We start from the raw sequence: 17,589 nt of genomic DNA, 5'->3' as shown, positions 1-17,589 counted from the left end.
TGAATACCGCGTCTTCAGCGGCAATCCCTTTGACCTCCTTACCAGGCGCTTCGTACCACATCCATTCCCGGGGTCGTTTCGCTATCAGGACTAGTGGGAGCTGAGCGAGTGTATCAATGATTCCTTTTGCCAGCTGTCAGCTCGTCAGGGAACATGACCGAGCTAACACCCTTAAGTGATGAGAGACGACCATGGAGTTCGTCCGTAAAGGTAAAATGCGTCGTGCCCGGATTATCAGAGATACACACTGGTACAGACAGGTGCCGGGTAACGGCCTCGAAGCGTGAGAAGACTTCGTCGTCACGGAGTGACTGGTAGCTGACCGCCGGGAGTAACAGGACATTCGCGCCAGCTGCCTGGGCATCATCAGCCAGATGTAGAATGGCGTCGATACGGACCGATCCCACACAGACCATAACCGGGATGTCCCCGGCATGCTGTTTTGCCAGAGTGGCTACGCGCTTGCGCTGCTCCCGGGTCAGATAGGCGTAGCGTGCGGTTGACCCCAGGATGCCCATAGAATCAACCCGAGCATCTGTACGGCGGGAAAGCATATGGCTGAACCCCTTTTCATCCACGCCGCTGGCGGCTATTGGGGTTAATAGAAACGCCGATAACCGCTAAACATACCTGTTTCTCCTGAAGGATATTACTGCTGTTGTTCTTCGATGAGAGCAACGTCAAACCACAGGCCGGGCATCATTTTTTCCAGGCCGTCGGTCAGCATCTTCCCGGCTTCGTGCAGTTTTTCCAGCGGCATCTGCGGCAGGCTTTCCAGAATGAACCACATTTGCTGAGCGTCCACGCCCAGACGGGTTCTGATCCCCTGTCGCCAGTTCCAGCGGCGGCAGGTCACGCCGGTGTCATCACACCAGATAACCTCTCCTTGTGAAGGATATTCAACGGCCGTTTCACCCTCTTTGACGGTATCAAAAGGCTCTGTTCCGTTTGCCACAGCCAGACGTGGTGAACCCTGATAGGCAGAGATATTCTCCCCACCAACCGGTACGGCGTAGCGGAGACTCACGGCGTTATAAAGATCAACGATGGGATCGAGCGCGGGCATCGTTCCGTCACGTAATACGCGCTTACGTAACGCATCAGCTGAGCAAGGGGTGCGTTTAGGTTTAGCACCAAACTTTTGAAAAACGTCGGCCCAGGCTGCCAGATGAGATCCCGCCCATTCCGGTTCGCCGGCCAGAACGGCTTCACAGGCTTCCCGCAGCGCGATTTCTCCAGCGTCGGGATGAAGCACTGGCGCAACTTTTACGCAGATACTGAGTGCCCGAAAACCTGGGGCAATACGATAAATTTCAGGGGCAATTGACGGAGAGACGGTTAACACGTGATAATCCTTTAATGACTAATTTATTCTATGATAATGACCGATGACCAAAAAAGTCAATTTAATGACCGATGCAAATGCTATCGTCAACACGGTGAATGAAGCCGTATCTCAGCGAATTAAACAGTATCGTAAGCAAAAGAAAATCTCCCTCGATGAACTCTCCCGTCGAGCCGGCGTCAGCAAGGGAGCGCTGGTTGAGATAGAAGGATGCCGGGCCAATCCCAGCATTGCTCTGTTATGCCGCCTGGCTACCGCGATGGGGGTTTCGGTGGCTGATTTTGTGGATGTCAGTTCCAAACCGACTGTGCATCTCATTGCTGAAGATGAGATCCCAGAATTGTGGGAAGGTGAAAAAGGCGGGAGAGCAAGACTGCTCGCAGGGTCGGGTGGGCCTGATATGACCGAGCTCTGGATGTGGGAAATGCAGCCGGGGGAAAAGTTTGCTTCACCGGGCCACGCGGAAGGAACGCTTGAACTGTTTTATGTTCAGTCGGGCACGCTCACATTGGGGGTAAAGGACCATTTGTATCGGGTAAAAACCGGCTGTTCGGCAACGGCCAGAACGGACGTTCCTCATTTCTACGAAAACCAGGGGGAGAGCCCGCTGGTATTTATCATGACAGTACATGAGAAAACATCCTGAGTGGTTGCCCGGTATGCCTGTAGGGCTTGTCTCATCAAAGCAAGTTTGCAAGGAGTCGTTTAGTGGATAATCAGCATCTGCGTTTTACCCAAGGCCAGTATACTGTCACAACCGATCCCGCCTTTTTTCAGCAGGAAGCCATTCACGATTACCTCTCGCAATCGTCCTGGGCGCCTGGCATTGATGCTGAAACGGTCAGAATATCAATCCAGAACAGCCTTTGTTTTGCGCTTCTGGATGGAACAAGACAAATCGGCTTCGCCCGTCTGGTCACCGACTATGCCACTTTTGGTTATTTGTGCGACGTCTACGTGCTGAACGAGTATCAGAAAAGTGGTCTTGGTCGTTGGCTGATTGAATGCTGTCACGCCCATCCCGTGATGTCACGCCTGCGACGGATAATGCTGGTAACCTCTAGCGCGCCCTGGCTATACCAGAAGCTGGGGTATAACCCATTGAACCAACCAGATTTTGTCTGGCAAATCAATCGACCCGATATTTATCGTCAACCCGGGCAAAAGTAAGACTATTTTTTGAGAATAATGATAAATGTTAATCCGTAGGGCCCGTCCCTCTGATGCAGAAGAGCTTGCCATTTTAGCCGAACGCACCTTTAGAAAAACGTTTGAGGCGGGTAATACTCAGAAGGATATGGAGCTTCACTGCCAGGCAAGTTATTCAACAGATATTCAGTTGCAAGAAATCCTCAGAGAAGACTGGATTACATTAGTCTGCGAATACGAAAGCAAACTGATAGGGTATGCCCAACTGAGGTGGGAAGCATTTCCTCCCTGTGTAAATAGCATTCACGCCGGGGAAATCCTGTGTCTGTATATCGATGAACCTTATCATGGCAAAGGTTTTGCACAAGCGCTGATACACAAGTGCTTTGCTGAATTTGCGGCACAGGGATCGGATATTGTCTGGTTAGGTGTCTGGGAACATAACCCAAGGGCAATCTCTTTTTACCGTAAGCTTGGGTTTACCGAGGTGGGTGAACATATCTTCCAGGTTGGGACAGATCCCCAGAGAGATATCATTATGAAACGCTCAACGGGTGTTAGCTGAACAAACATTACGACGTCCGCTCTGGCACACAGCAGGCTTGATCGACACCAGGAGACGTCACGCGCTAGCGGCTAAGCGTAGCGCCGGCTCGGAAAATCCCGGATGGCGGCGCGTGGCGCCTTATCCGGGCTACGCGGTTGTGCCACTCTTGTGCCGTTATTTTGCCGGGTGGCGGCTGCGCCTGACCCGGCCTACAAAAACAGGGCCGCCCGTACTCTTCTGGTGGCATGCCCCTGGCCCGCGCCTGCGCAGCGCCGCCGGGCTGTTACTGCGCCTGCTGCTGCGCTTGCGCCAGCTGGCGGACGATCGCCTCGCGCCGCGCATCCCCTTCCGGCAGCCGGGCCAGTAACGCCTGCAGGGCTGCCACGGCTTCGGGGTAATCTTCATTACGCACCGCGCTCAGGGCCAGCATCTCCAGCACCGGCAGGCTGTTCGGCTGCCGCTGATGCAGGTCACGCAGCAGCAGCTCGCCCATCCGAACCTGACCGCTATCCCCCGCCCGCACCAGCGCGCTGGCGTAATCGAAAGCCGCCGCCGGGTCATCCGCCGCCAGATAATGCGCCCGGCCAAAGGCGCCGATCGCCGTCTCGCCATCGTTCAACAACAGGCCCAGCCGCCCAAGCAGCTGCCAGCCGGCGAGATCGTTCGGGGTATCCTGCAGATGGCTGCGCAGCCCGAGCCGCAGCTCCGCCAGCTCATCCATACGCAGCGGCGCCGCCGTCGGGTCCTTAACCTGCTGCAACAGCGCAGGATAATGCCGTTCAGCCTGCTGCCAGAGCAGCACCTGGCCAATATCGCTGGTTTTCAGATACAGGCCCAGACTCAGAACCACCAGCAGCAGCGCGCCCGGAAGCAGCGCCCAGCGGCTTAGCGGCCGTTCGCCAGGCTGTGCCTGGGGCGGAATATCCGTCAGCAGCGTGCGCTGCAGCTCGACGACCAGCGCCGGGTTGTCCTCGCCGCGCTCCTGCGCCAGCTCCTGCAGACGCGACTGGTACAGGACGCGGTTGAGGGCATCGCGGTCCACCGCCCCTTTGCCCGGCCACGGGTAATAAAGCAGCCCCAGCGCGCCAGCCAGCAGCAGCGCGACGATAACCACCAACAGGCTCATCGTTCTTTTCCTTCTTTCAATAATGCCGCCAGACGCTGGCGCTCTTCGGCGCTGAGCGCCGCGTCAGGAATGTCGCGACGACGCGCGCGGGCGATAATCACCCCCGCGCCCGCCAGCACGAACAGCCCCGGCCCCAGCCACAGCAGCACCGTGCCCGCGGTCAGGGGCGGCTCGTAGCTGACAAAATGACCGTAGCGGGCCACCATATAGTCAACGATCTGCCCTTTCGTTTTCCCCTGCTGCATCAGCTCGTACACCTTCTGCCGCATATCAGCGGCAATCATCGCGTTTGAGTCGGCGATGCTGTTGTTCTGGCATTTCGGGCAGCGCAGCTGGGAGGTGATCTCGCGGAAGGCCTGCTCCTGGGCCTCATCCTTAAACTGCCAGGTGTCGATGGCGGCCCACGCCTGGCCGGTCAGCATCAGCGCCAGCAGGATGACCATTGCACATCTCATCAGCCCGCCCTCCGGTTGTATTGATCCCACAGCGGCTGGAGCTCCTCGCGCCACACCCGTTCGTTCAGGTCGCCGGCGTGCCGCCAGCGGATGATGCCCTGACCGTCGATGAGAAACGTCTCCGGCGCGCCATAGACCCCGAGATCCAGGCCAAGCATGCCGTTGCCATCGTACAGGCTCAGCATGTACGGGTTCCCCAGGCGCTGCAGCCAGCTCATCGCCTTCTGCCGATCGTCTTTGTAGTTCATCCCCACCACCCGCACGCCCTGCTGCGCCAGGCCGTTGAGAAACTGATGCTCGGCGCGACAGGTTGGACACCAGGTGGCCCAGACGTTAAGCAGCAGCGGCTTGCCGTCAATCAGCGTCCGCCGGTCCAGCGTCTGGCCGGGGGTATTCAGCGCTTCAAGGCGAAATTCCGGCAGCGGTTTGCCAATCAGCGCCGACTCGAGGGTCGTCGGGTCATCGCCATCGGCGTTGCGCATCAGTTGCCAGAACAGCGCGGCGGCCAGCGCCAGAAACAGCACCAGCGGGATAAACAGTAGCTTCCGGTTCATGAGGCCTCCTGCAGCTTCTTACGCATCCGGTAGCGCGGGTCGAGCATGCAGCACAGACCGCCGAGGGCCATCAGTACCCCGCCGTACCAGATCCAGCGAACGAACGGTTTATAGTACAGACGCACCGCCCAGCTGCCGTCGCTCAGCTCTTCCCCCAGCGCGGCGTACAGATCGCGGGTCAGCCCGCCGCTGATCGCCGCCTCGGTCATCATCATCCGGCTGGCGGTGTAAAAGCGCTTCTCGGCATACAGCGTCGCTTCCGGGCGGCCGTTGCGGGTCACGGCAATAATGCCTTCGCCGCCGGTCCAGTTGGGGCCGACGATATTGCGCACGCCGTTAAACACAAAGTGATAGTGATGGATATCGATACTGTCGCCGGGGCGCATCCGTACATCGCGTTCCACGCTGTAGTTCTGGCTGAAGGTGATGCCGATAACGGTCACCGCCACGCCGACGTGGCCGAGCACCATCCCCCACTGGCTGCGGGTCAGAGTGCGCAGGCCGCGCCAGAAGCCGTGGCGATGGGTGGCCCGTTCGTGAACCTCCATCAGGGCGAAGATCAGCACCCACAGGGCCATCATCAGGCCGATGATCGCCATGGCGGTGATACGGTCCTGCAGCAGCCACGGCAGCGCCAGAGAAAGTGACAACGTCACAACCAGGGCGATAATCAGGCGTTTAATCTGCCTGGCGACGTCATCGCGCCGCCAGCGGATCAGCGGTCCCAGCCCCAGCAGCAGCGCAAAAGGCGCCATCAGGGCGGTGAACATGGTATTGAAGAACGGCTCGCCAATGGAGATGCTGCCGAGGCCCAGCTCTTTATGCACCAGCGGCAGCAGCGTTCCGAGGAGCACCACCAGCATCGCGGCCATCAGCAAGATATTGTTGCCAAGCAGGAACGACTCGCGCGACCACAGCGTATGTTCCACCCGCGCCCGCACCCGGCCGCCCTTCAGGGCGTACAGCAGCAGCGATCCGCCGATGGCGACAATCAGCAGTACCAGAATAAACAGCCCGCGCGACGGATCCGAGGCGAAGGCATGCACTGAGACCAGCACCCCGGAGCGCACCAGGAAGGTGCCCAGCAGACACAGAGAGAAGGCGGCGATGGCCAGCAGCACCGTCCAGGCGCGGAAACTGCCGCGCTTCTCGGTCACCGCCAGGGAGTGTAGCAGCGCGGTCCCCACCAGCCACGGCATAAACGAGGCGTTTTCCACCGGGTCCCAGAACCACCAGCCGCCCCAGCCCAGTTCGTAATAGGCCCACGCCGAGCCCAGCACGATGCCGAGGGTGAGGAACATCCATGCCGCCTGGGTCCAGGGACGCGACCAGCGCGCCCAGGCAGTATCCAGCCGCCCCGCCAACAGCGAGGCGATGGCAAAGGCGAAAGCCACCGAGAAGCCGACGTAACCCATATAGAGGATCGGCGGATGGAAAATCATGCCGATATCCTGCAACAGGGGATTGAGGTCGCGGCCATCAATGGGGTACTGCGGCAGGCCGCGGCTGAACGGGTTGGAGGTAAAGAGGATAAACAGCAGGAACCCAAAGGCGATCATCCCCATCACCGCCAGCACCCGGGCGACGGCGTCGAGCGGCATCCGGCGGCTGAAGAGGGCGACGGCGAAGGTCCAGACGCTGAGCAGCAGGACCCACAGCAGCAGCGAGCCCTCGTGCGCCCCCCAGGTCGCCGCCACCCGATACCACACCGGCAGCGCGCTGTTAGAGTTTTCCGCCACGTAGCGGACGGTAAAGTCATTGACCACGAAGGCGTGCACCAGCAGCAGGAAGGCGCCGCCGATACAGGCGAACAGCCCACAGGCCAGCGGCCGGGCCAGGGCCATCAGCCGCCGGTCCTGCCGCGCCGCGCCCCACAGGGGATAGACGCTCAGGAGCAGCGCCAGCCCCGCCGCCAGACACAATAAAAAGTTGCCCAGCTCCGGCATCATGGCTGCGCCCCCGTTTTCTCCGGCGTCATGGCGTTTTTCACCTCCGGCGGCGTGTAATTTTCATCATGTTTGGCCAGCACCTGCTGGGCGGTAATATGCCGCTCGCCGTCCAGTACGCCCTGGGCCACCACGCCCTGACCTTCACGGAACAGGTCCGGCAGAATGCCCTTATAGCTGACGTCCACGACCCCGCGGGCGTCATACAGCTTAAAGCGCACGTCGAGGGTTTGCGGGTCGCGCTGCAGGGAGCCCGGCTGAACGTAGCCCCCCACCCGCAGCCGCTGCCCGGTATGGGGCAGCGCCCGGGTTTCCGTTTTGCCGTAGATAATTTCCCCCGGGGTGTAGAACAGATCGATATTGCTGCTCAGGGCGTACAGCGTCAGGCTGACGGTCAGCCCGAGGCCGGCGAGCACCGCCAGCACGATATACAGCCGGGTTTTACGACGCGCTTGCATCCGCGGCCTCCTTGTCGTGTTCGCGGGCGGCAGCGATCCGCCGCTCGCGCGCCTGCTGGCGTCGTACCTCATGGAACAGCGCCCGCCGCGCCCACAGAGTGTGCACCGTCAGCAAGCCAAAGGCGGCGACCGCCACGGCCACCGCCAGCCAGACGTACACGGCATAGCCGCCCATATTCAGGAAGGCGGCGAAAGACGAAAAGGCGGGGCTCATCGGGCAGCTCCTTTATTCACCAGCGCCACCACCCACGGTCGACGGCGCTCCAGCTGCAGGATCAGGTTACGCAGGCGCATCAGGGTCAGCGTGACCGACAGCATGAGGAAGGCAAAGATGCAGATCCGCAGCGGCAGACGCATGCTTGGGTCGATGGTTTGCTGCAGGTTGGTCGAGCCCTGGTGCAGGGTGTTCCACCAGTAGACCGAGTAATGAATGATGGGCAGATTGACCACCCCGACCAGCACGAGGATCCCGGCCGCGCGCCCGGCCAGCCGCCGGTCGTCAAAGGCGTGCCACAGGGCGATGACTCCGGCGTAAAGAAACAGCAGCACCAGCTCTGAGGTCAGGCGGGCGTCCCAGATCCACCAGGTTCCCCACATCGGCTTACCCCATGCCGCGCCGCTGACCAGTGCCACCAGGGTGCAGACCGCCCCCACCGGCGCCAGGGCGGCGATCGCCAGGTCGGCCATTTTGATCTGCCAGACCACCCCGACGAAGGCCGCGACGGCCATCGCCAGGTACAGCCCCATCGACCACATCGCCGCCGGGACGTGAAGGTACATGATCCGATAGCTTTCCCCCTGCTGATAGTCCGCGGGGGCGAAGCCAAAGCCCCACCCCAGGCCGATGACCAGCAACAGCGCGCTCAACGCCGCCAGCCAGGGGATCCAGCATCCGCACAGACGGTACAGCCGCTCGGGGATCGCCAGTTGATGTAACGCTTTCCACATAGACGCTTACTCACACGGTTATGATAGCCGCGCCCGCAGGCGCAGCGAATTATTGCACGGTCAGCCGCAGCGCAGCGGCGGTGGCAAACGGACACAGGGTGGCGCTGGCGGTTAAGAACGCCGCCAGCATCGCCAGATAGCCGCTGACCGGGAGCCCAGCGGCCGCCGCCTGGCAGGCCGCGGTGGCGAAAATCAGCAGCGGCACCGCCAGCGGCAGCACCAGCAGGCTCAGCAGGACGCCGCCGCGCTTCAGCCCGACCGTCAGGCCAACCCCCACCGCGCCGAGAAAACTGAGCGTCGGGGTGCCGAGCAGCAAGGTCAGCGCCAGCACGCCGGCATCGTGCAGACTCATCCCCAGCAGCAGCGCCGCCAGCGGCGAGACGATCAGCAGCGGCAGGCCGCTCATCATCCAGTGGGCAACCACCTTCACCAGCACAACCGCCACCAGCGGCGTCGGCAGGAGCATCAGTTGCTCCAGGGAACCGTCCTGCCAGTCGTCGCGAAACAACCGATCCATCACCAGCAGCGCCGCCAGCAGCGCGGCGACCCACACCACGCCCGGCGCAATCTGCGCCAGCAGCTGCGGCGCGGCGCCGACGCCGAACGGAAACAGGGTGATGACGATCAGAAAGAACCAGAGCGGATTGAGGATCTCCGACCCGCTGCGCCACGCCAGGCGCAGTTCCCGGGCCAACAGCGCTCGCATCATTGCCCGCCTCCCGCGTCGCCGCCGAGGCGCAGGGTGCGCAACGGACAGCGCAGCGGCCGCAGCGGCTGATGAGTGGTGAGGATCGCGCTTCCCCCCTGCCGGGCGTGCTGCTCCAGGCGGCGGGTCAGGGTTTCCATCGCCGTGGCGTCGAGCGCGGTGAACGGCTCATCGAGGATCCACAGCGGCGCGTCGGTTAACCACAGGCGGGTCAGCGCCACCCGCCGCTGCTGCCCGGCGGAGAGCTGGCTCAAGGGGAGGTCTTCATAGCCCGCCAGGCCGACGGCGGCGAGGGCGCTTTCCCGCTGCTGAAGGCGGCTGGATGGAAAGAAGAAACGCAGGTTTTCATCGGCGGTCAGCGCCGCGTTGACGCCGGGTTTATGGCCCAGCCACAGCAACTGACGATGAAATGACTCCCGGACCTTCGCCAGAGGCTGCCCCTGCCAGCTCACCACCCCGCTTTCCGGGCGCGCCAGGCCGCAAAGGATCCGCAGCAGCGAGGTTTTCCCCGCGCCGTTATCACCGGCGACCTGCAGCAGCTCGCCGGCAGCGAGGGACAGCGTCAGCGCCGCAAATAGCGGTCGATCGTCAACGATGCAGGTCAGTCGCTCTGCATGCAGCATGAAGGCAAACTCCTTGATTCAGACAGTATTTTACGTCGTGGCTAAGTATGGGTTGCGCCGCGCGGGCGACGCAACCCTGACGATTACTGCCCGGCCCCCGGCAGCTTCGAGATATCGGCGTTGCCTAACGCCTTCTCATCTTGCGCCGCGGTCTCCTTACGCACCTTCGCCACATCGCTGGCGCTGACCGCCGGCGCATTGTTGCCCCAACTGGTGCGGATGAAGTTGACCACATCCGCCACCTGCTGGTCGTCCAGACGCCAGCCGAACGACGGCATGGTCAGGTTGGAGACCGCATCTTTCACCGCCGGCGTGGTGCTCCCGGTCAGAACGATATGGATAAGCGAAGTGGCATCTTCGGTCTGTACCACCGGGTTGCCCTTCAGCGACGGGAACGCGCGTTTATAGCCCGCGCCGTCGGTGCGGTGGCAGGCGGCGCAGTTATCAACGTACAGCGCGGCGCCGGTTTTACTGTCGTTACCCTTCCACAGATCTTTCGCCACGCTGTCTTCCACCGGGGCTGGAGTCTGTTTGCCGCCGCGCGGCGGGAGCGACTTCAGATAGCGGGCGATGGCGGTGATGTCGTCATCAGAAAGATACTGCAGACTGTGCTCCACCACATCGCTCATGCCGCCGAAGACCACCGATTTATCGTTGCGTCCGGTTTTCAGGAACTCGGCCAGCTCAGCCTCGCTCCAGGTCCCCAGACCGTCGCGGTTTTCGCCGCGCAGGCTGGAGGCGACCCAGCCGTCAATCGGCGCATTGCTGCCCGCCAGGTAATCATCGCCTTCGCTTTCGCTGAGCGCTTTTTCCTGCATCGTCAGACTGCGCGGGGTATGGCAGGCGCCGCAGTGGCCCAGGCCTTCCACCAGATAGCGGCCGCGCTCCAGCACCGGGTCAACCTGCGGGTTGGCGACAAAGTCGCTCGGCGTCGGGGCGAAGATGCCGCGCCAGAACGCCAGCGGCCAGCGCATCGACAGCGGCCACGGGATGTCGGTGTCCTTGTTGGCGGCATTCACCGGTTCCACGCCATGCATAAAGTAGGCGTACATGGCGCGCATGTCCGCTTCACTGATCCGCGCGAACGAGGGATACGGCATCGCCGGATAGAGCGTGGAACCGTCTTTCCGCACGCCCTTGCGCACCGCGTCGTCGAACTCTTCGAAGGTGTACCCGCCGATGCCGTGTTCTTTATCCGGCGTGATATTGGTGGAGTAGATGGTGCCGATCGGCGTCTCCATCGGCAGACCGCCGGCGAAAGGTTTCCCCGTTTTGCCGTTGGTGTGGCAGGCGACACAGTCCCCCGCCCGCGCCAGATACTCCCCCTGCTTAATCAGATTGCTGTCCGCAGGCGCCTCTTCGGCAAAAGCCGCGCAGCTCAATGCCCCAAGCACCAGGGCCGATAACCATTGCATTTTCATCATCTGCCTTCCTTTATGCCTGCACCAGGGGTCCCGGATTTTTCAGATACTGCTCGCGGATCGCCTTCGCTGACCAGTAGGCCAGCGCGGCCACCGTGCCGGTTGGGTTGTAGCCCAGCCCCTGCGGGAACGCGGAGGCGCCGATGACGAAGACGTTATGCACGTCCCAGCTTTGCAGATAACGGTTCACGGCGCTGGTTTTCGGATCTTCCCCCATTACCGCCCCGCCGTTCATATGGGTGGTCTGGTAGGTGGTGGTATCAAAGTGGCTGTTGGCGTTTTTCGGGCTGCCGAGGATATATTTCGGCTTCATCGCTTTGGCGATCGGCGCCATCTTATCGAACATAAACTGCGCCATCTTGATGTCGTTTTCCTGCCAGTCGAAGGTCATGCGCAGCAGCGGCTGGCCGAAGACGTTTTTGTAGTTCGGATCAAGATCGAGGTAGTTCTGCCGATAGGACTGGTGCGCGCCGTGGGCATCCATCGACAGGTGATGGGTGTAGGTATCGGCCACCGCCGCTTTCCACTTGCTGCCCCACGCCGGGGTGCCCGGCGGTACCGGGAAACCGGAGATGGGCTTGGTCCCGGCCTGGTTGACCCAGAATGGAGAACCGCCGACAAAGCCCGCCGCGCCGTGGTCGAAGTTGTCGGCGTTGAAGTCGTCGACCCCGACGCCGTTGCCGCCCGCGCCGATAAACGGGTTGGTATAGGTGTCTTTGTCGAAAATGGCCTTGATGGTGGTCATGTTCTGGTAGGCGAAGTTACGCCCCACCACCCCTTCGCCGGTCTCCGGATTGTACGGTTTGCCGATCCCGGAGAGCAGCATCAGGTGCACGTTGTGGAACTGGAAGGCGCCGATAATCACCAGGTCCGCCGGCTGTTCCATTTCGCGCCCCTGGCCGTCGACGTAGGTCACGCCGGTGGCGCGGGATTTGTCGTCGGTCAGGTTGACCTTCAGCACGTTGGCGTTAGTCCGCAGCTCAAAGCGTTTTTCCTGGCGCAGCGCCGGCAGGATGTTCACGTTCGGCGAGGCTTTGGAGTACATGTAGCAGGCGTAGCCGCTGCAGAAACCGCAGAAGTTGCACGGGCCCATCTGCGCGCCGTAGGGGTTGGTATAGGAGTCGGAAGTGTTGGCCGACGGCAGGTTATAGGGGTGATACCCCACTTCCAGCGCCGCTTTTTCAAACAGCTGCGCCGACCAGGTGTTTTTCTGCGCCGGCAGCGGGAAGTCGTCCGAGCGGTCCGGGGCGAAGGCGTTGCCGCCGCGGCCTTTGCCGACGACCTTGCCTTTGATCGACCAGGCGGTCCCGGAGGTGCCGAACACTTTTTCCGCTTTATCGAAGAACGGCTCCAGCTCGTCGTAGGTGACGCCAAAATCCTGGATGATCATATCCTGGGGAATGAAGTTTTTGCCGTAGCGTTCTTCATAGTGGCTGCGCATCCGCAGTTCGATGGGATCGACGCGGAAATGGACGCCGGACCAGTGCAGCCCGGCGCCGCCCACGCCGGTACCCGGCAGGAAGGCCGCCAGCTGGCGATACGGCACCGCCTGCTGGCTGGTGTTATGCCGGATGGTGACAGTGCTTTTCGACAGATCCTGGAACAGCTTGCGGCGGATGTTGTAGGTCAGCTCATCAATCACCTGCGGATAGGCGCCATCCGGCCAGGTGTCGCGCATCGGGCCGCGCTCCAGCGCGACGACGTTGAGCCCGGCTTCGGTCAGCTCTTTGGCCATGATTGCCCCAACCCAGCCGAAGCCGACGATCGCGACATCGGTTTTTTTCAATACGGTGGCCATAATTACGCCCTCTCCCCATTAATTGATACCGGCGGGAAGGGGTAGCGTTCGCCCCGTTCAACCCAGTCCATAAAGTCGGCGCGCGCGCCGGGAAAATTAATCAGCGTCCAGCCGACCATGCCTTTATTACCGCCATGGATGGGGTCGCTGAAGAAGCCTTCTCGGGTGTTCTGCAGCAGATAGGTGAAGAACAGCGAGGCCGGAAGCTGTTTGAACTCGGCTTTGCCGGATTCCCACAGGCCGAGCGCCTCGTCCTGTTGCTCGTTGCTCAGTTCAGCGAAGGTCTTGTGATACTTGTCCTGACACCACGCCTCGGCATCAGCGATCCCGAGGTTATAGATCTGTTTAGGCACCAGCGGCAGCTGATAACCCATCTCTTTCGGCACGTCGGGGTTGAAGGGCCCCTGCATATACCAGATGGAGCCGGTGGCGTAAGGGGTATTAAGCTGGCGGTCGATAAACTCCGGGACGCCGGCCTCTTTGGCGCCGGGACCGAGTTCATCCGCTGGGATCAGGCGCGCGACGGCGGCGTTGATAAACGCCCACTCACGATCGTTGAAGAACTGCGGCTTCCAGTCGCTGGCCGCCGCCGTGTTCCCGGAAGCAGGCTCAGACGCGGGGGCCGCCTGCGCGGTCGCGCTGGTGGCCACGCCAATGGCCCCTGCTCCCGCGCCGCCGATCACCACCGTCGGGATCAGCGCCATCGATTTCACCAGGAAATCACGCCTGGAATTGTTGGTTTTCTCGCTCGACATCATCACATTCCTGTCATTGAAAATTACTGTTTTTGTCGCAGACAAACCCAGTGAATGTCGTGCTGGAACCGATACCATTGCGCTTTCAAACCGCTTAGCGTCTGGCCCGGCCCGGCAAGTCGGATAAAACATCGCCAGAGGCGATATCATTTATAGGGTTATCGTTTGGATAGTAGACGATTCTCAACGAAACGCGGGAAATCGGAGAGAAATTCACCGGAATGTCATCGTGAGAAGGGTGCTGCCATAACCTTGAGGCGGTAAACCAGCGGCATTCACACCGCGCTGAGCTTACCCATGCGCCATAAAAGAGTGACTTGTATCACAAATGTTATTTTTTGTTTATGGTACATGGCAGATTAAACGTCTGTAAATACTCGTATTAGGAATAATTAAACATTTTGAGCTGTTAAAAAAGTTAATAACCGTTGTTAACTATTTTGCATCTATTTCCCGGCTAACGCGTTCAGCTGGCGATCCCCATCCACAGGAGAAGAGTAGATATGTTCGATCATGTGAAGTTCGGCGCTAGCGACTATGCCGCCAGCAAAGCGTTCTTTTTACAGGCCCTGGCCCCGCTTGGCGTAACGCTGGTTGGCGAAGGCGAGCCGACCTACGGCGCAGAGCTGGCCGGCAGCGGCGATGTTTCTCTATGCCTCTATCAAAGTGCGGAAAAATCGGCGCCGCTGCACATTGCCTTTCGCGCCGACAGCCGCGAGCAGGTCGATGCCTTCTGGCAGGCGGCGCTGGCCGCCGGAGGAAAGGACAACGGCGCGCCGGGGGTACGGCCAAACTACCACGCCAGTTACTACGCCGCCTTTGTGATTGCGCCAGACGGGCATAATATTGAAGCCGTGTGCCATCTGGCGTCTTAACGGGCGGTTACCGCTGCGGAAAAATCCACACATCCTCCGCCGGGAGCGTCAGATGGCAGTGTTCGGCATCGCGCAGCGCCGTTCCGTAGGCGCGAAGCGGAAAGTCGTCGCCTTCGGTACGGAACAGGTACTCCCAGCGGTCGCCGAGGTACATGCTGGTCAGCAGCGGGAGCTGGAGGCTATTATCCTGCGCTGCGCCGTCGAGACGCAGGCGCTCGACGCGGATCACCGCCGTCGCCGGCTGGCCAACGCTGACCCCCTCGCCCGCTCGACCCCACAGCGTCCAGCTGGCGCCTTCAACCCTCGCACGACCGTTTTCCAGCGCCGTCACCTTACCGTGCAGACGGTTATTGCTGCCCATAAACTCGGCGGCGAACAGCGTCGCCGGGCTGCCGTACATCTCCTGCGGCGTCCCCTGCTGCTCAATGACGCCATTGTTCAGCAGCAGAATACGATCGGAGATGGCCATTGCTTCATTCTGATCGTGGGTGACCATCAGCGCCGACAGGCCCAGCTTGATGATCAGCTCGCGCAGAAACACCCGCGCCTCTTCGCGCAGTTTGGCGTCAAGGTTGGAGAGCGGTTCATCCAGCAGGATCACCGGCGGGTTGTAGACCAGCGCCCGGCCGATGGCCACCCGCTGCTGCTGGCCACCGGAGAGCTGGTGCGGATGGCGGTTGCCGAGGTGCCCCAGCCCCAGTTGATCCAGTACGCGCTGCACCCGCTCTTTTATCTCCCCCGCAGCCACTTTACGCAGCTTCAGCGGATAGGCCACGTTGTCGAACACCGTTTTGTGCGGCCACAGGGCATAGGACTGAAAGACCAGGCCCAGGTTACGCTCTTCGGCCGGGATCTCGCTGCGCGGCGTGCCGTCGTACACCGTGCGGTTGCCGATGGCGATCCGTCCGCTCGTCGGTTTTTCCAGCCCGGCCACCGCCCGCAGTAGCGTGGTTTTGCCGCTTCCCGAAGGCCCCAGCAGCGACACCACCTCTCCCTGGCCAAGCGTCATGGACACCCCCTTCAGCACCGGGTTGTCGCCATAGGTGAGATGCAGATTTTCTACCGATAACTCAATCATGTAATTTCACTCCAAAGCGCAGGGCGATACCAAGGCCAATCACCACCAGCAGAATATTGATAAAGGAGAGCGCCGCGACGATATCGATGGCCCCCGCCGCCCACAGCGACACCAGCATCGAGCCGATGGTTTCGGTACCCGGCGACAGCAGATAGACGCCGGTGGAATACTCACGCTCAAAGATAAGGAACATCAGCAGCCAGGAGCCAATCAGCCCATAGCGCGACAGCGGGACGGTCACGTGGCGGGTGATCTGCCCCCGGGAAGCGCCGGTGCTGCGCGCCGCCTCCTCCAGCTCCGGGCCCACCTGCAGCAGCGTCGAAGAGATGAGCCGCAGGCCGTAAGCCATCCATACCACGGTGTAGGCCAGCCAGACGCTGAAGATGGTGTTGCGCAGGGCACGCAGTTGCACGATAAGGTGCTCCCGCAGCCAGTCGGCCACCGGCAGCGCCGAGAGCCAGCCGTGCTTCAGCGACTGATCGAGCCACATCGGCACAAACAGGAACACCCACAGGAAGGCCAGCCCGGCCAGCAGCCCCGGCACCGCACGCGGGACCAGCACGCTGTAGTCGAGAAAGCGGGTGACGTTGTCCGCTTTGCGGTGCATGGCGATGCCGACAAACAGATAGCAGATCACCGCCAGCGCGCCGCCGACGATGCCGATAGCCATCGAGTTGACGATTGCCCGCAGCAGGTTGGGCTGCTGCCAGATATTGTGGAACGTCGCCAGCGACAGCTCATCCCACAGCGACACCCCGACGCCCCAGTTGGAGATAAAGGCGCGCAGCGCCACGCCGAGCAGCGGCACGCCGATGGTCACCGTCAGCCAGGCCACCACCACCGCCCCGGCCACCCAGCGCCATTTGCCCAGCGGCAGCGCCCGCGCCTGCGACGCCTTGCCCTTCATGGTGACAAAGCGGTTGGCGGTGCGCATCAGTCGCCGCTGGAGCATCACCAGCGGGATGGTAATGCAGATCAGCACCACCGCCACCGCCGCCATCAGATGGTAGGAGGGGGTGCCGAGCTTATTGGTCAGCTTATAGAGATAGGTCGCCAGCACCATGTTGCCCTCGGGGTCGCCCAGCACCAGCATCAGACCGAAAACCTCCAGACCGAGGAAGAAGAGCAGCACGCAGGCGTAAAGGATGGATGGCCGCACCATCGGCAGACTCACCGAGGTCATCACCTGCAGCGGGGTAGCGCCGACGGTGCGCGCCGCCTCTTCCACGTCGGAACCGACGCTGCGCAGCGCCGAAGAGATATAAAGATAGGCGTGCGGAACGTGGGTTAAGCCGGCGATGACCACAATGCTGAACATCGAGTAGATATTCCACGGCACAAAGCCGATCAGCTGCTGCGCCCACTGGGAAAAGAAGCCTACCGGCCCGGCGGCCACCACGTAGCCAAAGCCCAGCACCATCGGCGAGACGAAGATCGGCACCAGGATCAGCGGCTCAATGATCCGCCGGCCGGGTAAATCGGTGCGCACCATCAGAAACGCCAAAATACCGCCCAGCGGAATGGCAATAATCACCAGGCCAAAGGCCAGAATAAAACCTGACCTTAATGCCAGATAAAAATCCGGGTCGGTAAAAATAAAGGCGAACGCTTCCAGACTCCACGATTTGGAGCGGGAAAAGAATGGCGCGGAGAGAAAACTCTGCACCACAATAAATAACAGTGGGACATAAATCACCAGCGCCGTGATGCACACCACCACGCCGCGCGGCAGCCCCTGCCACTTTCTGCGTAATACATTCATGGTTCATCCCTTTGGTCAGGAGAAAAAACCCGCCGGGTGTGAA

The 17,589-nt window shown here is 61.1% G+C and carries 19 protein-coding genes and 1 pseudogene; 4 read left to right on the top strand and 16 right to left on the bottom strand.

The window, feature by feature from the left end; all coding sequences use genetic code 11:
• Positions 1-146: 146 nt before the first annotated feature.
• Together R0140_RS11460 and R0140_RS11455 are read right to left on the bottom strand one after the other, a co-directional pair.
• Positions 147-593 (bottom strand): annotated as a pseudogene (locus R0140_RS11460) (dihydrodipicolinate synthase family protein); the annotation flags it as partial.
• Between the two features lie 56 nt (positions 594-649).
• A complete protein-coding gene (locus R0140_RS11455; protein WP_032741091.1) occupies positions 650-1,345 on the bottom strand; it encodes a B3/B4 domain-containing protein in 696 nt (231 codons plus the stop codon).
• 43 nt (positions 1,346-1,388) lie between these two features.
• On the opposite strand from R0140_RS11455, the gene R0140_RS11450 reads away from it, so the two are divergent.
• From R0140_RS11450 to R0140_RS11440, 3 genes are all read left to right on the top strand, one after another.
• Positions 1,389-1,991, top strand: coding sequence for a helix-turn-helix domain-containing protein (locus R0140_RS11450; RefSeq protein WP_008804538.1), 603 nt, complete (start codon positions 1,389-1,391; stop codon positions 1,989-1,991).
• Positions 1,992-2,053: 62 nt separating this feature from the next.
• Positions 2,054-2,515, top strand: coding sequence for a GNAT family N-acetyltransferase (locus R0140_RS11445; RefSeq protein WP_032733172.1), 462 nt, complete (start codon positions 2,054-2,056; stop codon positions 2,513-2,515).
• A 25-nt stretch (positions 2,516-2,540) separates the two neighbouring features.
• Positions 2,541-3,059 carry a GNAT family N-acetyltransferase gene (locus tag R0140_RS11440; RefSeq protein WP_016161252.1) on the top strand — a complete coding sequence of 173 codons (519 nt, stop codon included), beginning with the start codon at positions 2,541-2,543 and terminating at the stop codon, positions 3,057-3,059.
• A gap of 265 nt (positions 3,060-3,324) precedes the next feature.
• Here R0140_RS11440 and ccmI read toward each other — a convergent pair whose 3' ends face one another.
• The 12 genes from ccmI to R0140_RS11380 all read right to left on the bottom strand — a co-directional run bounded on the left by ccmI (position 3,325) and on the right by R0140_RS11380 (position 13,834).
• Entirely contained in the window at positions 3,325-4,167 is an 843-nt protein-coding gene (ccmI, locus tag R0140_RS11435) for a c-type cytochrome biogenesis protein CcmI (RefSeq protein ID WP_032741094.1), read from the bottom strand.
• A complete protein-coding gene (locus R0140_RS11430) occupies positions 4,164-4,610 on the bottom strand; it encodes a cytochrome c-type biogenesis protein (protein ID WP_014599186.1) in 447 nt (148 codons plus the stop codon). Before R0140_RS11430 ends, ccmI begins: the two co-directional genes overlap by 4 nt.
• Positions 4,611-4,621: 11 nt before the next feature.
• On the bottom strand, positions 4,622-5,176 hold the full coding sequence (locus tag R0140_RS11425) for a DsbE family thiol:disulfide interchange protein (RefSeq protein ID WP_008804532.1): 555 nt from the start codon (positions 5,174-5,176) through the stop codon (positions 4,622-4,624).
• Complete coding sequence (locus tag R0140_RS11420; RefSeq protein ID WP_032735830.1) at positions 5,173-7,125, bottom strand: heme lyase CcmF/NrfE family subunit; 1,953 nt, start codon at positions 7,123-7,125, stop codon at positions 5,173-5,175. The genes R0140_RS11425 and R0140_RS11420 overlap by 4 nt, the downstream gene beginning before the upstream one ends.
• Positions 7,122-7,580, bottom strand: coding sequence for a cytochrome c maturation protein CcmE (gene ccmE / locus R0140_RS11415; RefSeq protein WP_004143391.1), 459 nt, complete (start codon positions 7,578-7,580; stop codon positions 7,122-7,124). The genes R0140_RS11420 and ccmE overlap by 4 nt, the downstream gene beginning before the upstream one ends.
• On the bottom strand, positions 7,564-7,794 hold the full coding sequence (gene ccmD / locus R0140_RS11410; protein ID WP_002908220.1) for a heme exporter protein CcmD: 231 nt from the start codon (positions 7,792-7,794) through the stop codon (positions 7,564-7,566). Before ccmD ends, ccmE begins: the two co-directional genes overlap by 17 nt.
• Positions 7,791-8,528: a heme ABC transporter permease gene (locus tag R0140_RS11405; protein WP_008804529.1), complete on the bottom strand. Its 738-nt coding sequence runs from the start codon at positions 8,526-8,528 to the stop codon at positions 7,791-7,793. Before R0140_RS11405 ends, ccmD begins: the two co-directional genes overlap by 4 nt.
• 49 nt (positions 8,529-8,577) lie before the next feature.
• Positions 8,578-9,237, bottom strand: coding sequence for a heme exporter protein CcmB (gene ccmB, locus R0140_RS11400; protein ID WP_232690159.1), 660 nt, complete (start codon positions 9,235-9,237; stop codon positions 8,578-8,580).
• Positions 9,234-9,857 carry a cytochrome c biogenesis heme-transporting ATPase CcmA gene (gene ccmA / locus R0140_RS11395; protein WP_012541448.1) on the bottom strand — a complete coding sequence of 208 codons (624 nt, stop codon included), beginning with the start codon at positions 9,855-9,857 and terminating at the stop codon, positions 9,234-9,236. The genes ccmB and ccmA overlap by 4 nt, the downstream gene beginning before the upstream one ends.
• Before the next feature lie 83 nt (positions 9,858-9,940).
• A complete protein-coding gene (locus tag R0140_RS11390) occupies positions 9,941-11,281 on the bottom strand; it encodes a c-type cytochrome (protein ID WP_162494453.1) in 1,341 nt (446 codons plus the stop codon).
• A gap of 10 nt (positions 11,282-11,291) precedes the next feature.
• On the bottom strand, positions 11,292-13,076 hold the full coding sequence (locus tag R0140_RS11385; protein ID WP_002908285.1) for a GMC family oxidoreductase: 1,785 nt from the start codon (positions 13,074-13,076) through the stop codon (positions 11,292-11,294).
• 2 nt (positions 13,077-13,078) lie between these two features.
• Complete coding sequence (locus R0140_RS11380; protein ID WP_017899589.1) at positions 13,079-13,834, bottom strand: gluconate 2-dehydrogenase subunit 3 family protein; 756 nt, start codon at positions 13,832-13,834, stop codon at positions 13,079-13,081.
• A gap of 500 nt (positions 13,835-14,334) precedes the next feature.
• Here R0140_RS11380 and R0140_RS11375 point away from each other — a divergent pair, with 500 nt between their 5' ends.
• A complete protein-coding gene (locus R0140_RS11375; protein ID WP_032741097.1) occupies positions 14,335-14,706 on the top strand; it encodes a VOC family protein in 372 nt (123 codons plus the stop codon).
• 7 nt (positions 14,707-14,713) lie between these two features.
• On the opposite strand, the gene R0140_RS11370 is transcribed toward R0140_RS11375, so the two are convergent.
• Both R0140_RS11370 and R0140_RS11365 read right to left on the bottom strand, forming a co-directional pair.
• On the bottom strand, positions 14,714-15,784 hold the full coding sequence (locus tag R0140_RS11370; protein ID WP_317704035.1) for an ABC transporter ATP-binding protein: 1,071 nt from the start codon (positions 15,782-15,784) through the stop codon (positions 14,714-14,716).
• On the bottom strand, positions 15,777-17,546 hold the full coding sequence (locus R0140_RS11365; protein WP_008804520.1) for an ABC transporter permease: 1,770 nt from the start codon (positions 17,544-17,546) through the stop codon (positions 15,777-15,779). Before R0140_RS11365 ends, R0140_RS11370 begins: the two co-directional genes overlap by 8 nt.
• Between the last annotated feature and the right edge of the window lie 43 nt (positions 17,547-17,589).

This window comes from Klebsiella sp. w6 (assembly GCF_033100215.1).
Taxonomy (GTDB): domain Bacteria; phylum Pseudomonadota; class Gammaproteobacteria; order Enterobacterales; family Enterobacteriaceae; genus Klebsiella; species Klebsiella variicola.
Note: the sequence above shows the minus strand (reverse complement) of the source record. Positions and strands in the feature narration are given on the sequence as shown.